The 19,499-nt window shown below is 30.1% G+C and carries 18 protein-coding genes; all 18 read right to left on the minus strand.

The annotated features are described in order from the left end of the window. Positions 1 to 6: 6 nt before the first annotated feature. Positions 7 to 1,092, minus strand: coding sequence for a tRNA 2-thiouridine(34) synthase MnmA (gene mnmA / locus EJJ37_RS12000; RefSeq protein WP_133015820.1), 1,086 nt, complete (start codon positions 1,090 to 1,092; stop codon positions 7 to 9). Positions 1,093 to 1,112: 20 nt separating this feature from the next. After that, entirely contained in the window at positions 1,113 to 1,556 is a 444-nt protein-coding gene (nifU, locus tag EJJ37_RS12005) for a Fe-S cluster assembly scaffold protein NifU (protein ID WP_133015821.1), read from the minus strand. A 2-nt stretch (positions 1,557 to 1,558) separates the two neighbouring features. Next, the gene (gene nifS, locus EJJ37_RS12010; protein ID WP_133015822.1) at positions 1,559 to 2,743 is read right to left on the minus strand and encodes a cysteine desulfurase NifS; all 1,185 of its coding nucleotides are present in this window, start codon (positions 2,741 to 2,743) and stop codon (positions 1,559 to 1,561) included. 3 nt (positions 2,744 to 2,746) lie between these two features. Beyond that, positions 2,747 to 3,196 carry an RrF2 family transcriptional regulator gene (locus EJJ37_RS12015; protein ID WP_133015823.1) on the minus strand — a complete coding sequence of 150 codons (450 nt, stop codon included), beginning with the start codon at positions 3,194 to 3,196 and terminating at the stop codon, positions 2,747 to 2,749. A 174-nt stretch (positions 3,197 to 3,370) separates the two neighbouring features. Further along, positions 3,371 to 4,648: an L-cysteine desulfidase family protein gene (locus EJJ37_RS12020; protein WP_166484760.1), complete on the minus strand. Its 1,278-nt coding sequence runs from the start codon at positions 4,646 to 4,648 to the stop codon at positions 3,371 to 3,373. Between the two features lie 29 nt (positions 4,649 to 4,677). Further along, a complete protein-coding gene (locus tag EJJ37_RS12025; protein ID WP_133015824.1) occupies positions 4,678 to 5,943 on the minus strand; it encodes a replication-associated recombination protein A in 1,266 nt (421 codons plus the stop codon). A 274-nt stretch (positions 5,944 to 6,217) separates the two neighbouring features. Then, entirely contained in the window at positions 6,218 to 6,598 is a 381-nt protein-coding gene (locus EJJ37_RS12030; RefSeq protein ID WP_133015825.1) for a DUF3997 domain-containing protein, read from the minus strand. A gap of 342 nt (positions 6,599 to 6,940) precedes the next feature. Then, positions 6,941 to 7,873 (minus strand): CAP domain-containing protein, encoded by a 933-nt coding sequence (locus tag EJJ37_RS20680; protein WP_193553926.1) that lies wholly within the window; start codon positions 7,871 to 7,873, stop codon positions 6,941 to 6,943. Positions 7,874 to 8,150: 277 nt separating this feature from the next. Beyond that, entirely contained in the window at positions 8,151 to 8,648 is a 498-nt protein-coding gene (locus EJJ37_RS12040) for a hypothetical protein (RefSeq protein WP_133015826.1), read from the minus strand. Positions 8,649 to 8,830: 182 nt separating this feature from the next. Then, complete coding sequence (gene asrC, locus EJJ37_RS12045; RefSeq protein ID WP_133015827.1) at positions 8,831 to 9,802, minus strand: sulfite reductase subunit C; 972 nt, start codon at positions 9,800 to 9,802, stop codon at positions 8,831 to 8,833. A gap of 13 nt (positions 9,803 to 9,815) precedes the next feature. Next, the gene (asrB, locus tag EJJ37_RS12050; protein ID WP_133015828.1) at positions 9,816 to 10,610 is read right to left on the minus strand and encodes an anaerobic sulfite reductase subunit AsrB; all 795 of its coding nucleotides are present in this window, start codon (positions 10,608 to 10,610) and stop codon (positions 9,816 to 9,818) included. Next, entirely contained in the window at positions 10,603 to 11,619 is a 1,017-nt protein-coding gene (gene asrA / locus EJJ37_RS12055) for an anaerobic sulfite reductase subunit AsrA (protein WP_133015829.1), read from the minus strand. Before asrA ends, asrB begins: the two co-directional genes overlap by 8 nt. A 149-nt stretch (positions 11,620 to 11,768) precedes the next feature. Continuing rightward, positions 11,769 to 12,455, minus strand: a complete 687-nt coding sequence (locus tag EJJ37_RS12060; protein WP_243124886.1) for a Crp/Fnr family transcriptional regulator — start codon at positions 12,453 to 12,455, stop codon at positions 11,769 to 11,771. Between the two features lie 443 nt (positions 12,456 to 12,898). Further along, entirely contained in the window at positions 12,899 to 15,547 is a 2,649-nt protein-coding gene (gene adhE / locus EJJ37_RS12065) for a bifunctional acetaldehyde-CoA/alcohol dehydrogenase (protein ID WP_133015831.1), read from the minus strand. A gap of 497 nt (positions 15,548 to 16,044) precedes the next feature. After that, entirely contained in the window at positions 16,045 to 16,848 is an 804-nt protein-coding gene (locus tag EJJ37_RS12070; RefSeq protein WP_133015832.1) for an ABC transporter ATP-binding protein, read from the minus strand. Then, complete coding sequence (locus tag EJJ37_RS12075; RefSeq protein WP_133015833.1) at positions 16,814 to 17,731, minus strand: ABC transporter permease; 918 nt, start codon at positions 17,729 to 17,731, stop codon at positions 16,814 to 16,816. The genes EJJ37_RS12070 and EJJ37_RS12075 overlap by 35 nt, the downstream gene beginning before the upstream one ends. Continuing rightward, a complete protein-coding gene (locus EJJ37_RS12080) occupies positions 17,731 to 18,771 on the minus strand; it encodes an ABC transporter substrate-binding protein (RefSeq protein ID WP_133015834.1) in 1,041 nt (346 codons plus the stop codon). The genes EJJ37_RS12075 and EJJ37_RS12080 overlap by 1 nt, the downstream gene beginning before the upstream one ends. 270 nt (positions 18,772 to 19,041) lie before the next feature. Next, positions 19,042 to 19,464: a HutP family protein gene (locus EJJ37_RS12085; RefSeq protein ID WP_133015835.1), complete on the minus strand. Its 423-nt coding sequence runs from the start codon at positions 19,462 to 19,464 to the stop codon at positions 19,042 to 19,044. Positions 19,465 to 19,499: the final 35 nt, after the last annotated feature.

Here is a 19,499-nt window from a genome sequence, read left to right on the forward strand (position 1 = left end):
TTTTATTTATATTATGCCAGCAATAATTCCTCCACCAACAACTTTGTTTCCTTGATAGAAAACAACAGATTGACCTTTTGTTATTGCTCTTTGTTTTTCTTTAAAGCTAACTTTAACTTTTCCATCTCTTAAAGGTGAAATAACCGCTTCTGCTGGTTTTCCTGAATATCTAACCTTTGCTTCAACTGTTATTGGCTCTTCAAGCTTATCAAATGGAATAAAATTAACATCCTTAGCAACTAAGTCAGTCTTAAATATATCCTCTTCTGGACCTAATACAACTTCATTAGTTTTAGGATTTATATCAGTTACAAATACAGGTCTTCCAAGCGCTATTCCTAACCCTTTTCTTTGACCTATAGTATAGTAAACTATTCCTTTATGTTGTCCTAATACATTTCCGTTTTTATCAACAAAATTTCCTGGAACAACCTCTAATGGTCTAGCTTCACTTATGTATCTACCATGATTATTATCTGGTATAAAACAAATTTCTTCACTATCTTTTTTATTATATACTGATAATCCAATTTCCTTAGCAATTTCTCTTATTCTATCCTTAGTGTATTCTCCACAAGGCATAAGAGTATGTGCTAATTGCTCTTGAGTAAAGTTATATAATGCATATGTTTGGTCTTTTCTATCATCATCTGAACGAATTAATAGATATCTTCCATTTTCATCTTGTTCAATTTTAGCATAGTGGCCTGTTGCAACATAATCAGCACCTATTCCCTGAGCTTTTCTTAATAACTCATCAAACTTTAAGTGCTTATTACATGCTATACATGGGTTTGGTGTTTTTCCATCTATATATTCTTGAACAAAATAATCAATAACTTTTTCTTTAAAGCTATCTCTAAAGTTCATTACATAAAAAGGAATACCAATTTTATTAGCAACTCTTCTTGCATCATCTACAGCTGAAAGTGAACAACATCCACCTTCTCTTTCTGTATAATCTTTATCTTCTTGCCATATTTGCATTGTAACACCAATAACATCATAGCCTTGCTCTTTTAAAAGGTAAGCAGCAACGGAGCTATCAACTCCGCCACTCATACCTATAACTACTTTTTTCTTCTTTTCCATCAAATCACACCTTAAGTTTTTTATTCGTGTCCGTGTACTGCATCATGTAATTCATCATGATCTGTTTCTTCGAATTCCCATCCTTCAGTGCTTAATCCAGCATTTCTTCTATAGTCATTTATTGCTTTGTGTATAGCTTCTTCAGCTAATACTGAACAGTGCATTTTTACTGGTGGAAGTCCATCTAAAGCTTCAGCAACAGCTTTATTTGATAATTCCCAAGCTTCTTCTAAAGTTTTTCCTTTAATCATTTCTGTAGCCATTGAAGATGAAGCTATAGCTGATCCACATCCAAAAGTTTGGAATTTAACATCTTTAATAATGTTATCCTCTACTTTTAAATAAACTCTCATTATATCTCCGCACTTAGCATTTCCAACTTCTCCAATACCGTTTGCGTCTTCAATTTCTCCTACATTTCTTGGATTTCTAAAATGGTCCATAACTTTATCTGTATATATCATAATTATTTTTCTCCCTTCTTAACAAAATCACTCCATAATGGTGACATATTTCTTATTCTTTGTATAATTCCAGGTAACACCTCTAAAACATAATCAACATCTTCTTCGCTTGATCCATCACCTAATGTTAATCTTAATGATCCATGAGCTAATTCATGTGGTAAACCTATTGCTAAAAGTACATGTGATGGGTCTAATGATCCTGACGTACATGCACTTCCGCTTGATGCACATATTCCTTCAAAATCTAATGATAATAAAATTGATTCACCTTCTATATAAGTAAATCTTACATTTACATTACCAGGTAATCTCTTATCCCCTCTTGGTCCATTTAAATATGAGTATGGAACTTTTTCTAATATTCCATCTATAAGCTTATCTCTAAGAGCTGAAATTCTTTCCATATGAGCTTCTAAATCTTTTGTAGCTAACTCTATAGCTTTACCTAATCCAACAACCGCTGCAATATTTTCAGTTCCTGCTCTTCTAGCTCTCTCTTGACCACCACCGTGGATTAAGTTGTCTATTCTTACACCTTTTCTTATGTATAAAGCTCCTATTCCCTTAGGTCCATATATTTTATGACCAGCTAAAGATAAAAGGTCAATATTCATTTCTTTTACATCTACCGGAACATTTCCTACTGCTTGAACTGCATCTGTATGGAATAAAACTTTTCTTTCTCTACAAATTGCACCTATTTCTTTTACAGGTTGAATAGTTCCTATTTCATTATTTGCAAACATAATTGATACTAAAATAGTCTTATCTGTTATTGCATTTTTTAATTCTTCTAAATCAATAAATCCTTCTTCATTGACATCTAAGTAAGTTACTTCAAAACCGTTTTTTTCTAAATATTCACAAGTATGAAGAACTGCATGGTGTTCTATTTTAGTAGTTATTATATGATTTCCTTTTTTTCTATGTGCTGATGCAATACCTTTAATTGCCCAGTTATCTGCCTCAGATCCACCCCCTGTGAAGTAAACCTCGCTCATATCACAATTTAAAGCATTAGCAACTTGCCCTCTAGCTTTATCTATTGCCATTTTTGTTTCTCTTGATATTCCATAAAAAGATGATGGATTACCAAATTTTTCTGTAAAATATGGTAGCATTTCTTCTAAAACTTCTGGCTTCACAAAAGTGGTAGCCGCATAATCCATATATACTGTTTTCATATATTATTCACTCCTCTGTAATGTTAATGCTTCATTTTTTTCTTTAATTTTATTATAATCATCTACTATATCTTGTAACGTTACGCCTTCCATAACTTCATCTATACTATTTTTTATTTTAGTCCATAAAAGTCTAGTTGCACAACAATCTATATTATTACAGGCAACCCCTTCAATACAATCAGCAATCTCTATAGGACCTTCAAGTACATGCATTATATCTGAAACCTTAATTTCTTTTGGTTCTCTTCCTAGTATATATCCTCCTTGAGCACCTCTTATACTATTTATAAGTTTTGCTTTTCTAAGCGGAGAAAATAACTGTTCTAAATAATATTCAGATATTCCTTGTCTTTGCGAAATAGTTTTTATTGATAGGGGAGAATCTCCATAATGTATCGCAAGCTCAACCATGGCCTTTACTCCATATCTTCCTTTAGTTGATAATTTCATTTTCTCACCCCTTATTCAGACTTTTTTGCTCTGCTTTATATTTATATCTTACTAAATCACTCTGCTTTTGTCAACAATGATTTAATTCAACTTTTAATTTAATAAAAAAAACTTTTTTATGTCAAGTTTTTTAGTTAATTTTTATTAAGATAAAACAAATTTTTTTAATATAAATTACTCTTCAAGCATTATGTCTAAGATTTCCTTATCAGTTTCCTTCATTCCCTCTTTTCCTAATCTACCTACTGCAGTTATTGTTTCTTCAATGCTTTCTTTTAAAATACCTGTTTTAGGACTATAACCTTGATCTTCCATAGCAAGATAATGGCCCATCATACTTGCATCAACACTTGTAGCAATCTTAGCCGCACATGATGCTTTTGCACCATCACATACTATTCCTGAAATATTAGCTAAAGTGTTTGCAACAGTTTTATTAATTTGATCTAATGTTCCACCCTCTAAATATGTAATTGCCGCTCCACTAGCACATCCTGCACTTACAGCTCCACAAAAGGCTGAAAGTCTCCCTATTCCAGTTTTTTGATGTATTGTCATAAGGTTAGAGAATATTAACCCTCTATATAATTGTTCCTCTGACAATCCTTTTTCCCTTGCATATATTATTACAGGAATTGAAGTTGCCATACCTTGATTTCCACTTCCTGAATTAGTCATAACAGGCAATGAACTTCCACTCATTCTAGCTTCTGAAGCTGATGCTGCATAAACTTTAAGTTTAGTAACAATAGAGTTCGGATAACATTTCATAAGCATCTTTCCTATACCTACTCCATATTCTCCTTTTAAGCCTTCCTCTGCTATTGTTATGTTATATTCAATTTGTCTATCTAATAATTCTTTTACATCATTAATATCTACATTATTTGCAAAGTCAAATATATCATTAACATTTAAAATGCTTCTATCAATAAATACTCCTAGATACTTACTTGGATCTTCATTCCCTTCAAATAATACTTCACCATTTTTAATTACTTTAGAAATATTGTTATGTGCATATTTTATTTCTACTATTGCACTATCCTCTCCTGAATATACTTCCATTATTATATGTAACTGAATATCTGTATCTAACCTTTCAACAAAACAATACTCTTCACTCATAAGCTTATTAGCTTCTATTATATGTTCTTCTTTAACTTCACTAATAACCTCTAATTCCTTACTTGAATCCCCTGCTAGGACACCAATAATAGCACTAGCTTTAATCCCTACTAAATCTCCAGTGTTAGGTACTGTTACACACATTGCATTTTTAATTATGTTTCCACTACATTTTGCTATAACTTTTTCCGGTATTTTCCCTAAAACATCTCTTGCCTTAGCTGCTGCATATGCAATTGCAATAGGCTCAGTACATCCCATTGCAGGTACTAACTCTTCCTTTAAAATTTGTAAATAATCATTATACTTATCTTTTTTCATCATTTCTTCCCCCATGTTATTAAATTATTTTTCTACTTCTTAACTCTATCCCAATAATCTTTTGTGGCCTTTTCAAACTTATTGTCCCCATATTCATAATAGGTTCTATGTTTTATATTATCGGGTAAATATTGTTGATGTACATAATGATTAGGATAACTATGTGGATACTTATATTCAACCCCTCTTCCCATTTTACAAGCACCACTATAATGTGCATCTTTTAAATGGTTAGGAATATCACCTATAGTCATATTTTCTAAATCATTCAATGCAGAATCTATTGCTAAATATGCTGAATTTGACTTTGGACTTGTTGCTAAAAGTATTGTAGCCTCTGCAAGTGGAATTCTAGCTTCTGGAAATCCTAATTCTCTAGCAGAATCTACTAATGATTTAACTATTAAACTTGCTTGTGGATATGCTAATCCAATATCTTCTGCAGCAATTACTTGAAGTCTTCTACAAATAGATATTAAATCACCAGCTTTAACAAGTCTAGCCAAATAATGAATTGCAGCGTCTGCATCACTACCACGAATTGATTTTTGAAATGCGCTAAGTATATCATAATGTGCATCACCATCATTATCGTAAGAAATTACCTTACTTTGAGTTGAATCCTTAACAACACTTAAATCAATTACTACAAATTTATCACTATTAGGTTTAGTTGAATTTAATGCAATTTCTAAGCCATTAATAGCCTTTCTCACATCTCCATTACAATAAGAAGCCAAATAATCTATAGCTTCTTCCTTAACATCTAGTTTTATTTCATTATACTCTTTACTTTTAATAGCTATGGCTCTATTAAGAGCTTTCTTTATATCCTCTTCTTCTACAGGTTTAAATTCAAATATAGTTGATCTAGAAAGCAAAGCCTTAAAAATATAAAAATAAGGATTCTCTGTAGTGGATGCAATTAATGTTATTCTACCATCTTCTATATATTCTAAAAGTGATTGTTGTTGCTTTTTATTAAAATTCTGAATCTCATCTAAATAAAGCACTACACCATTAACACCTAAAAAGGTATCTAACTCCTTTGTTATCTCTTGAATATCTTTTAATGAAGCATTAGTTGCATTAAGCTTATAAAACCTTTTACCAGCTTTTTCTGCAATAATATTTGCTACTGTAGTTTTTCCTACTCCTGGTGGTCCATAAAATATCATATTTGAAATTCTACCACTCTTTACTATTCTATCTAAAATTTTATTCTCTCCTAATATATGTTGTTGACCACAGACTTCACTTAATTGTGTAGGCCTAATTAAATCTGCTAATGGTTTCATTTTTTCACCTCAAAGTATTTATATTAGTTATAAGTATACCATAATATTCTACATATATTTACTCATATAATGGTAAGATTTTAAAGCTTCTATTTTTTAACTTCCTATATGATATAACAAAATTTTAATTAAATATTATCTCATTGTTATTTTTATCTTTATTATTGTATATATATTTCCAATTTTATTGTTTTATAAGATAAATAAAAAGAAAGCCAAAACTGACTTTTTATAATATTCGTATTTTATTTTCTTTAAGCAACATCCATTTTACTTAATTATTTTCATTATACTCACGAGGGTTTTTAAGTTCTAAATCCTCTATACCAAATTCCTTTCTTAATTCTTCAAATCTAGAATATGTTAAAGTTCCTAAAACTTCTTTACTAGAAACATCTATAATCCAATAGGTATCACTTTTACTTAACTCCTCTACACATATAAAACTATTATTCCAAGCTACTTTCCCAACATCTTCTATTATTATTTTTGATGAATTTCCTTCATCCGCTATATCAGTCGTACCAGCATGATATAACTTAAAATCACCAGATAAATTATAATTATAATCTGCAACACCGGGACCAAAACATCCAACTAGCATTAAAATAACTACCATTATAATAGACAATAAAACCTTTTTACAAAATCTCATTACACTTTAATTCCTTTTACTTTTTTACAAATAACAACTGCTAAAAATTGGTTATTAAGTATATTATACAATTATTGTAACTATATTTAAAATATTTTTATGTAGTTCTATTTATTCTTTTCATTTATTTTTTATTTTACATTTCTACTTTCATCAATACCATAAAATAATCTTTTTCCTCTGTTACTATAAAAATATTATACACAAAAAGGAGGATTCAATTTTGAATCCTCCTTTTCTCTCTGCTACTATCTATGATAGCTTGTACTATTCTTTTGGATTATTAGTATTTATATATATTCTTATTATAGAAGTTAAATTTTCATTTTTTAATAATATTTACTATCTATAAAACTCTTGCGTAGCATATACTTTATTTCCTATCTTATATACTCCAACTCCTATGCTTGAGAAGTTAGTAGATAAAATATTTGCTCTATGACCTGATGAGTTCATCCAGTTAGTCATAAATTGTTGCGCTAAGGCATCTGCACTTACATTACCACCAATATAAGCTATATTTTCTCCCCATGCTTTATATGATACTCCATCATTTTTCATTTGAGTTGTTATAAGATTTCCATTTAAGTCTTCATGACTAAAATAATTATTATCTCCCATATCTTGAGATTTAATTCTAGCATATTTTTGCATTGTATTATTATATGTTAACGCTGGAACTCCTGCCTTAGCTCTTTCTTCATTTACTTTATTATATATAGCTTGTTCTACAGCAGCCATAAAGTTCGTATCTGCATTAGTTGAGTTATCCTCTGTTGAATTATCCGGAGTCTCATCAACTACTGGTGTATCTGGAGTACTTGGTGTCTCCTCTGGAACGCTTGGTGTCTCCTCTGGAACACTTGGCGTTTCATCTACTGTTGGTGTATCTGGTGTGCTAGGAGTTTCTGTATCTCCTGTTGGTGGAACAACTGTATCTCCTGGCGTTTCATCTATACTTGGATTATTAGGAACATTTGGTGTTTCCGTATCTCCTGTTGGTGGAACAACAGTATTATTATCATTATTGTTACTATTATTATTGTTATTTCCATCATGATTAGGCTTGTCCACTGTGCCTCCAATAATTATTATTCCGCCTGAACAATTACCCCACCATATTTTTTTAAAAGTTACTCCTTGAAGTAAACTTCCTGATATACTACACTTATTTGATTTTTCTAGAGAAGCTTCCTTAGTAGCTGCAAAAGTTGGTGTAACAACTCCCCCTATTAAAGATAATGTAACTATACTAGCAATTAGTTTATTTTTCATCTGTACCACTCCTTTTTATTTTTTCGAACAGTTTAATTCTGCCCAATATCTTATTAGTTCAAAGTACTTTTTACTTTCACTAACGCCGCCAGTTACAGTTATATCATAGCTTGTCTGTTTTTATTATAGTAGATTACCTCCTTACATACCTTATCTTTTATTGTTAAGATTTTATTTCCTTTTTCACCACTAATATTACAATGAAATTTTCGCATATTTTCTTACTTTATAGCATCTTAGAAATATACACCATGTTATATATTGCTAGATATTTTTATTAATTTTTTATAAAATTTTTGTTTTCATTTTGTGCAATTTTCAAACTATCATATTCTTTCACGCTTTCAATGTAAAATTTACCTTCTTTTTTTGTCAGTACAACTTCTACTGGAACATCATTTCCTTCTGCTGTATCATAACCTTGCTCTACCCCATCACTTTCTAAAGTTGTTGCTTGAGCCTCCATATCTATCAATAAGCATAAATTATATTTACCATCCTCTTTCGTAACTCCAATAACTTCACTTTCATATTTATTTAAAACTATATCGCCTATATAATAACTATAAAATACTACATAATTAGATTCATTAAAAGTTTGACTATCTATATATTCACTAACCTCATCGTCATAATCTCCATCATATGATAATACCTTATCAACTATCTCTTTCATTTCCTCTATATCTTTTTGTGAAATACTACTACACATAACCATTGTTAAGTTAAACATAACCATCACTATTACCATTATATTTTCAATAAATTTTCTCATAACTTTTCCCTGCCTTTCATTTATTAATTTCTATACTATTCTTATGTAACGTTATTTAATTATATGAATCTTATATAATTAAATTTAAATTAAGCTCTAAATCTGGCTTTACTTAAGTAATCAATTATACTAATATAAAAAAGCAGTAATGTATCTTAATGATACATTACTGCTTTTTCTTATTAAGTATTTGGATACTTAATTCCGCTCCAATATATGTTATTCTTTAATATAGCCTTATCTGAAAGAGTAACTCCGTCTAATGCCCACTTCTTAAACTCTTCAAATCCTGTTCTATCTACTATATAACCAATGTGTTCTTTACCACCTGGTGCATTTTTATCTATATATTCAGTAACATACTTATAAGTATTTTGAATTACTTTAATTATGCTATCTTCATCTACCCAAATTATAAAGTCTTCTGCTAATCTTGGATTTTTCTTACCTGTTCTACCCATTATAGCTAATCTATAATACTTTTCTTTACTTCTAGTCCATGCTCCTGTAGGGCAGTTAATTACACATTCACCACATCCAATACATTTGCTATGATCTCTTACTGGTGTGTAGTTTTCAGCATGTAAAGCAGCTGTAGACTTTTTAGTACATGCTCTAACACAAGCTCCACAAGATATACATTTGCTTTCATCTAATTGTGGCTCAGTCATTCCTATAATACCAAAGTCGTGCATTCTAACTTTCATACAGTCATTAGGACATCCTGTTAATGCAACTTTAAAGTGTAAGTCATGTGGGAATATTGCTTTTTCTATTTTTTTTGCAAAATTAGTTGTATTATAATTTGCAAATGGACAGACATTATTACCTATACAAGCACTTATATTTCTTGTACCTGCTGATGTATATCCCTTACCTGGAATTTCTTGATTAATTTCTAATCCTTCAATGATTGGTTGAAGTAATTCATTAACCTTGTCCATATCCTTCATATCTATTCCTGGAACTTCAAAACCTTGTCTTGTAGTTAAATGAACTGTTCCATTACCGTATTTTTCAGCAATTTCTTGAATAAGACCTAAGTATTTAGCATTTAAATGTCCACCAGGTACTCTTATTCTTGAAGCTGTAATTCCTCTATGCTTTGTAACTCTAAAAGCATTCTTTTTAAGCTTTTTAGTATTGATATCCATTAATTACTTCCTCCTAATCAATTAAAGATTTTCCTACTGTATAATTAAATACTGGACCGTCTAAACAAATATAAGTATCATCTATCTTACAGTGTCCACACTTACCTATTCCACAGCACATTTTTCTTTCTTGAGAAATCCAGATATTCTCTTCTTTTATTCCAAGCTTTAAGAATTCTAAAACTGTAAACTTCATCATCATTGGAGGCCCAACAACAACTACTTGTACATTATCCATATCTTTGATTTCTAATTCAGGAATATATTTAGTAACTAATCCTACTTTACCTTCATAACCTTCTTTTGCAGTATCAACTGTTAATATAAGGTTCATAGTCTTTTCCCAAACTTTCATATCTTCTTTAAATAAAACATCTTCTGGTGACTTGAATCCTGTAATAAGAGTCATTCCCTTACAGTCATTACTATTCTTTGAGAAGTATTCTACTATTCCTCTTACTGGTGAAAGTCCTGTTCCTCCAGCAACTACTATTACTTCTTTATTTTTATAATTTTCTATATCAAAGCCCTTTCCATAAGGTCCTCTTAAGAATAACTTATCTCCAACATAGTTCTTAAATATTTCATTAGTAACTTTACCAACTCTTCTTATTGTTAAGTCAACGAAATCTTCTCCAATTCCACTTACTGATATTGGTGATTCTCCGTACTTAGGTAATGATACTTCAAAGAATTGACCAGGTTTAACATCACCTTTATAAGCCATTCTAAAAGTATACTCAATTGGAGTGTGCTCAATTACTTCTAAAATTTCTGATCTAAATGGTATGTATTCATTCTTAGTCATTGTTCTTCACCTCGTTCATAGCATCTTCTAACTTGTTTATAATTGTTGAGAAACTGATATATTCTGGACAAATATCATCACATCTACCACATCCAACACACATGTGATATCCCCATTTTTTCTTATAATCATATACTTTATGAAGAGTCTTAAATCTCATTTTTTGAGCCTTTTCTTTTCTAAAGCTATGCCCACCTGCCATATCTGTATATCCATCTACATGACATGAAGCCCAAACTCTTCTTCTTTCACCTGCGTTTTTATTATCTTTATATGTAATATCTTGCATAGTAAAGCATGTACATGTTGGACAGACAAAGTTACATCTACCACAAGTTATACATCTTTCATTGTATTCATTCCACATTGTAGATTTCATAACTTCTAAACTTAAATTTCCTGGAATATTAACCTTAACTGGATTTTCTGTAACAAAATCTGGTTTAACTTCCTTTTTTTCTTTTTCTATAGAAGATATTATATTTTCAATTTCTTCATCCTTAATATCTAAATATACATCTTGTCCATCAACTTTAATGTATGCATTATATTCATCAGTTTTATTTGATCCCATGCTTACACAGAAGCAATTTTCAAAGCTCTTTTCACAACCAATTAAAACGAACTTTGCTCTCTCTCTCATTTTTTTGTAATATATATCTTCGAATCCATTTCTTAAATAAATATCATCTATTCTCTTTAAAGAATGTATTTCACAACTTCTTAAGAATATTAAAGCTGGTCTTTCATCAACTTCAGCTTCTTTACACTCATCTTCTGTAAAGAAAAATAAAGTTTGTCTTGTAGGTAAAATAGTTTCTTTATATGAAAAACTTGATTTCTTATCAAACTCTATTTCTTCAAAACTTTCAATTTCCCCATATCTAACTCTATCAGTATCAGAAAAAGTCCCTGCACCAACAAAAACTTTTGGAGCATAGATTTTATATGTTTTCTTTAACTCATTTAAAGCTAAATTCATATTTTCTAAGTTAAGTTTATATCCCATCTAAAACACCTCTTAGCTTATTTTTTCACTTTCTTGTTAATTCATTAACAAGATCTATGATTTTATTATATTTTTTTTCACCAAAAAAAGATGTGACATTTATCACATCTTATTAATTTTCTTTGTTTAGTAATTTTCGGTAATAAAATTTAATTTTCTTTGAAAAATTTTACCAACTTATCTCTATCTGGAACTATTATTTTCTTATTTTTATTAATAATTAAACCTTCATTATTTAAAATTTTTAAAGCTCTTGATATTGTTTCTCTAGGTGCTCCAAACATATCTGCTAAATATGTAATAGTTATATTTAAGTCAATTAATGTACCTTCTTCAATTTCTATTCCATAATCTCTTGACAATTTCCATAACTTAGCTGCAACTCTTTTTTCAACTTTTATTGGAATAGAATTTTTACCCTGCCTATATAATCTTCTAACTTTCATTGCTAATGAATTAATAATTATTTTAGAAAGTTCAAAATCATCTTTCATAATATCTAAAAACAGCATTCTGTCAAAACATAAAATTTCTGCCTTCTCAAAGGCTTCACAATTAATAGATGATGGTAAATCATCAATTATTACCTCATTTACTATAGTATCTTTTCCTAAAATAAATATTACTTTCTTTTGAGCTGATTCACTTTGCTTATATAGAGCAACCTTTCCACTTTTAACTACATATATGTTCTTTATAACTTCCTTATCTCTAAATAAATGCTCTCCCTTTTTTAACTCTTTCACAAAACAAATTTCATTTAATTTAAAAATTGTATTCTTGTTTACTTGTGAAAATAACGAAAACTCACTTAATTTAAAAACTTTCTTTCCCAAAATTTTATCTCCTAGTATTTTTATTGTGAATATTATAGCACAATTATCTAAAAATATATCTTTTCATTTTATAAATATTATAGATATATATTATTTAATTTATAGTTATAATAAATACTTTCATCCTAGAATATATAAAAAATACAAGTATTAGGATAAAAAGAGCATATATCACAATAAGATACTGCTCTTTTATACCCCTTTTATTAATTATACCTCTTTATGGCTACAATTCCCACTCTTAATTTAAACTTATATTTTTTTAAAGAAGTTATTGCATTTATATTAGTATCTCCACTTCTAAAAGTAATATTAAAATATACGCATTCATCTTCCTAAAACTTTATCTTTTCATTTCATACTTCACCTTAAAATAAAGAACAAATCTAGCATAAAAAAAGCCCTAGCTTTTGCTAGGACTTTTTCAAAATATATAATATTGATTATTTATTTTTCTTTTCTTTTTTGCTTGGAGCTGCTTCAGCTTTAGCTTCATTTTTAGCATCGCTTCCATAATAGCTAGTGATATACATTTCTTTTAATTCAGACATTAATGGATATCTTGGGTTAGCTCCTGTACATTGGTCATCGAATGCTTGCTCAACCATTTCATCTATTGTTTCGAAGAACTTAACTTCGCTTACTCCTGCTTCTTGAATTGTCTTAGGCATATTTACTTTATTTTGTAATTCATCTATAGCCTTTAATAATAATTCAACTTTTTCTGCTTCAGTGTTTCCACCTAATCCTAAGTGATCTGCTATTTTAGCATATCTCCATGCTGCATTTGGATATTTGTATTGAGCAAATGCTGCTTGCTTAGTTGGAGCATCAGTAGCATTGAACTTAATAACTTCTTTCATAACTAAAGAGTTAGCCATACCGTGTGGTAAGTGATGGAATGCACCTAGCTTATGAGCCATTGAGTGATTAATTCCTAAGAATGCATTACTGAATGCCATACCTGCCATACAAGATGCATGAGCCATTTTTTCTCTTGCTTTAATGTTAGTTGTACCTTCATTATAAGCATCTGGTAAATATTTGAATACTAATCTGATTGCTTCTAAAGCTAATCCGTTAGTGTATTCTGAAGCCATTACTGATACATATGCTTCAATTGAGTGAACTAATACGTCGATACCAGCACAAGCTGTTAATCCCTTAGGAGAAGTCATCATTAATTCAGCATCAACTATAGCCATATCTGGAGTTAGTTCGTAATCAGCTAATGGATATTTAACTCCTGTTTGCTCATCAGTTATAACTGCGAATGGAGTAACTTCTGATCCAGTACCAGCTGAAGTTGCTATAGCAACCATCATAGCTTTTTGACCCATTGTTGGGAATTTGTATATTCTCTTTCTTATATCCATGAATGTCATTGCTAAATCGTGGAAGTTAACTTCTGGATGTTCGTACATAACCCACATAATCTTAGCAGCATCCATAGCTGATCCACCACCAAGTGAAATTACAACATCTGGTTGGAAGCTAGTCATTTCTGCAGCACCAGCTCTAGCACATCTTAATGTTGGATCTGGTTCAACATCTGAGAATATTTTATATTGGATTCCGTTTGCTTCTAAAACTTCTGTAACTTTGTTAGTATATCCCATTTCGAATAATACTTTATCTGTTACGATGAATGCTTTCTTTTTACCCATTTCACCTAATTCAGCTAAAGCTACTGGTAAACATCCGTATTTGAAGTAAGTTTTTTCTGGAACTCTAAACCAAAGCATATTTTCTCTCCTTTCAGCAATGCTCTTAACGTTAATTAAGTGCTTAGGACCAACGTTTTCTGAAACTGAGTTTCCTCCCCATGATCCACATCCTAATGTTAATGATGGTGCTAACTTGAAGTTAAATAAGTCTCCGATAGCTCCTTGTGCTGCTGGCATGTTAATTAATGTTCTAGCAGTCTTCATTCTTTCTCCGAATGTTAATACTCTATCTCTGTTCTTTAATTGATCAGTGTATAGAACTGATGTATGACCCATACCACCTAATTCGATTAATCTATCTGCTTTATCTAAAGCTTCTTCAAATGATTTAGCTTTGTACATAGCTAATACTGGAGATAATTTTTCGTGTGAGAATGGTTCTTCTAATTCAACTGAAGTAACTTCTCCAACTAAAACTTTAGCTGTTTCTGGAACGTTAACTCCTGCCATTTTAGCAATCTTGCAAGCAGATTGACCAACCATGTCAGCATTTAATCCACCTTTTTCATTTAAGATTATCTTTCTAACTTTATCTATTTCTTCACCTTTAAGGATGTATGCTCCTCTTTCAGCTAATTCTCTCTTAACTTCATCATAAACTTCTTCTAAAACAATGATTGATTGTTCTGATGCACAGATAACACCATTATCGAATGTCTTAGAAAGTAATATTGAGTTTACAGCCATTTTAATGTGAGCTGATTCATCAATGATTGCTGGAGTATTACCTGCTCCAACCCCTAAAGCTGGTCTTCCTGATGAGTAAGCAGCCTTAACCATTGCTGGACCACCTGTAGCTAATATTATATCTGATTCTCTCATAACGTTTTGTGATAATTCAACTGATGGTTGATCTATCCATCCGATTATTCCTTCTGGAGCTCCTGCTTTAACTGCAGCTTCTAAAACTATTTTAGCAGCTTCTATTGTAGAATTCTTAGCTCTTGGGTGTGGAGAGATTATGATAGCATTTCTAGTTTTTAAAGCTATTAAACACTTGAATATTGCTGTTGATGTTGGGTTTGTTGTTGGAACTATAGCAGATATAACCCCGATTGGTTCTGCTACCTTAGTAATTCCACTTGTTTTATCTTCTTCTAAAACTCCACAAGTTTTCATGTTCTTATATTGGTTATATATATATTCAGCAGCAAAGTTGTTCTTTACAACTTTATCTTCAACTATTCCCATTCCAGTTTCTTCTACAGCCATCTTAGCTAACTTAATTCTGTTGTGGTTAGCTGCTAAAGCTGCTTGTCTGAAGATTTCATCTACTTGTTCTTGAGTATAAGTAGCGAATTTCTTTTGTGCTTCTCTTAATTGTTTAATTCTTGCTGTTAATTCTTGAGCGTTTGTAACTTTCATTTATTACATCCTCCTAAATAATCAATATTTATAGTAATTTTCATTGATATCTTAATTTTCAGGGACTTTGTTAAGTTTTTGTTTTGATTGTTAATTCTTTAACTTGTCCACACCCTTATTGTACTCAATTGTTTATTTTTTGTCAAACTTTTTTTAAAACTTTTTTTATTATATTTTTTATCACTAGTTTTAATTTGTATTAAACCCCACTTTTTTCAAGTATGATAACATTTTCATCATCTTTTAATTTTTTTTGACATTTTTTCATTATTACCTTATTTATTTTTTTTATTTAAATTTTAATAAAACTAACTCAACTTATATCTTCCCTTTATATTTTTCGTTATATTAATAACAAACTCTTGATATCCTAATTTGTTTCGATATTATAATTTGTTATTGTATATATTTTTATTCACTACATAAAAAAAAAGTTGAAACCTAAAGCATATTTAACTTAATATGATTTAAGATTTCAACTATTTTATTTAATTTTACTACGCTAGTGATGTTAATAAACTTCTATCGCTTACTTCATCAATAACATTAGCCTTACTGAACATATCCATTAATTTTTCTGTTGTCAACTCTCGCTTCTCTTTACCTTTAATATCAAAAATGACTTTTCCTTCATGCATCATAAACAACCTATTACCACATTCTAAAGCTTGCTTCATATTATGAGTTACCATTAATGTAGTAATATTATTTTCTTCTATAACTTGTTGGGTAATTTCCATTATCTTAGCTGATGTCTTAGGATCTAATGCTGCTGTATGTTCATCTAATAACAGAAGTTTTGGTTCTGACATTACTGCCATCATAAGAGTTAGAGCTTGACGCTGCCCTCCTGATAATAGTGTTACCTTATTATAAAGTTTATTTTCAAGACCTAAATCAAGCTTAATAAGCAACTCCTTATAATATGCAATTCTCTTTTTATTAATTCCAAAAGAAAGCCCATAGGTTTTTCCCTTATTATCTGCTAAAGCCAAATTTTCTAAAATAGTCATATTAGGAGATACACCTACTGATGGGTTTTGATAAACTCGTCCTATTTCTTTAGCTCTAACATACTCTTCTTTAAATGATACATCCTTCCCATCTATTAATACCACTCCAGAATCAATAGGAATATTACCACTAATTAAATTCAATAAAGTTGATTTTCCTGCACCATTTGATCCTATAATAGTTATAAATTCGCCTTTCTTTACTTCTATACTAAAGTTATCAAAAACCTTATTTTCATTTATGGTGTTAGGATTAAATACTTTGCATAACTTCTGAATTTTCAGCATTTCCCTCACCACCTTCACTATTATCCTTTATTTTTTTTCTTTTATTCTTTATTTTAAATACACCACTATTTGATGCTAATGCTATAGCAACTAATATGGCTGTTAATATCTTTAAATCATTTGGATTTAATTTCATCCACAAGGCTACTGCTACTACTAATTTATAGATTATTGCTCCAAATATAGATAAAGTTGTAACCTTTATTATAGATAATTTTCCAAATATTGATGTTCCTATTATTACTGCTGCTAATCCCATCACAACAATACCAGTTCCCATTGTAATATCTGAAAAACCTTGATTCTGTGCTGTTAAAGCACCAGATAATGCTACTAATGCATTACTTATAGATAACCCTAAAACCTTCACTATATTCTTATTTACTCCTAATGATGATACAACCTGTTCATTATCACCAACAGCAACTAATAAAAAGCCTGTTTTTGTTTTTAGAAATAAATCTAAAATTACTTTTACTAAAATTACTATAGCTAAAATAATAAATATTGAATTAATAGCAGAATTTTCAAAAATATAATTAGTATTAAAAAGTGGTATGTTTGATTTTCCCATTATTCTCAAATTTATTGAGTATAATCCCATCATAACTAATATTCCTGACATCAAATTACTTATTTTTAATTTCACATTCAGAAAACCAGTTACAGCGCCAGCGCAGGCACCACCTAAAGTAGCTGCTAATATAGTAATCCACGGATTTATTCCTTGAACTAACATGGCTGCTGAAATTGACGCACCTAAAGGAAATGTTCCATCAACAGATAAATCCGGAAAGTCTAGTATCTTATATGTTATATAAACTCCCATTGCCACTAAGGCAAATAGTAACCCTTGTTCTAAAGCATTAAGTATTACTTCCACTATTTAACCCCTCCAGTTACTTTATTTGCTTTTGTATTCAAATCTTCTGGAATTGTTATATTTAACTTTTCTGCTACATCCGTATTAATAGTAACAGACATATCACTTAAAGTGCTTATTTCAATATCACTTGGATTTGTTCCATTTAAAATTTCTGCAGCTTTATATCCTGCTTCTTTTCCCAACTTAAAATAATCTATACCAATAGAGCAAAGCCCACCTTTAGATACTCCTGCTTCCTCACCGCATAATATAGGAATGTTTTTATTTACGCAGATATTTCCAACCAAATCATATGCTGAAGCTACTGTATTATCTGTAGGTGCATATAATGCATCTATTGATCCTATTGCTGCATTTAAATTTTGATTTATTTCATTAACAGTTGTCACAGATATCTCTTTAATATCTATTCCTTTTTTATCTGCTTCTTTCTTAAGTTCTTGAACTTGTGCTAATGAATTTGCTTCTGATGAATTATATATTACACCCAGTGTTTTTATATCTGGAACTAATGTTGTTAATAAATTTAATTGTTCTTCCATAGAAACCATATCTGAAGTTCCTGTAACATTTGTACCTGAATTTTCCCAACTTTCAGCCACTCCTGCTTCAATAGGATCTGTAACTGCAGTAAATACTATTGGAATGTCTCTTGTAGCATTATAAGATGCTTGAAGGCTTGATGTAGCTATAGCAAATATCATATCTACCTTAGATGTAACAAATTGATCTGAAATAGTTTTAGCAATGGCTAGATCTCCTTGTGCATTTTGATAATCAATCTTTAAATTCTTTCCGTCCTCAAACCCTTTTTCCTTCAAAGCTTCTAGGAAGCCTTCTCTTGAAGCATCTAATGCATCATGTTGCACCAATTGATTTATTCCAATTGTATACATCTCATTAGCTTCACTTAAATTTTTGCTTACACCATCTGTTTTTTCAGCCTTATCTGATGAAGTTGTATTAGTACAGGAAATTAATCCTGCAATAATTAAAATTCCACTCAAAATTAATGCTATTTTCTTCTTTCCTACCATATTCCCATCCTCCTTAAACTCAAAATAACTCAAACCCTCCTACTACTCTACTTTACATAATGATAAAAATCCCCTTATTTTTTCTTATTTTATTTAATTATAGTAATATTTATTTATGTTTTTATTACTAAAAATTGAGTTATTTTATTAAATTATTATTATTTATATTATCATATTTTGAATATTTTGTAAATATTTTAATTTTATTCCTTTTGCATTTTGTAAAAAAAATAGATTAGTATAAAATAATATCTATACTAATCTACTATATTATTCCGGAACAGCCCTATGTCCAATCCCAATTACAACCTCATCTAAATGTAAAAGTCCTACACTTAAAAATATACAAACACTCATATGCTGTCCTTTTCTAGCTATTCCAACTTTACCTCCAACATTTTGCCCACTAGCACGTTCTCTAATCTGCATTAACGCATCTCTAGTTGCTCCGATAACTCCACCTTCATGTAAATGCTCATCTCTTATAACATTACTTCTTTTAGCCGCTACCAAAGCACGTTCTAATATCTTAGAGGTAGATTCATTAATATTACCACCTATATTAACTGCTGTAACTAAAACGCCTACCTTTTTATATAAATTCTTTAAATTCTCTTCTTCATCTCTTGTGGATATTGCCATTTGCGTAGCTATTTTGGCAACCTCCATACTTGAACTATAAGTTATTCCCATACTATTCTTTCTATACCCCTTTAAGTTAAATATTT

The organism is Clostridium cuniculi, from assembly GCF_004353185.1.
GTDB lineage: Bacteria > Bacillota > Clostridia > Clostridiales > Clostridiaceae > Clostridium > Clostridium cuniculi.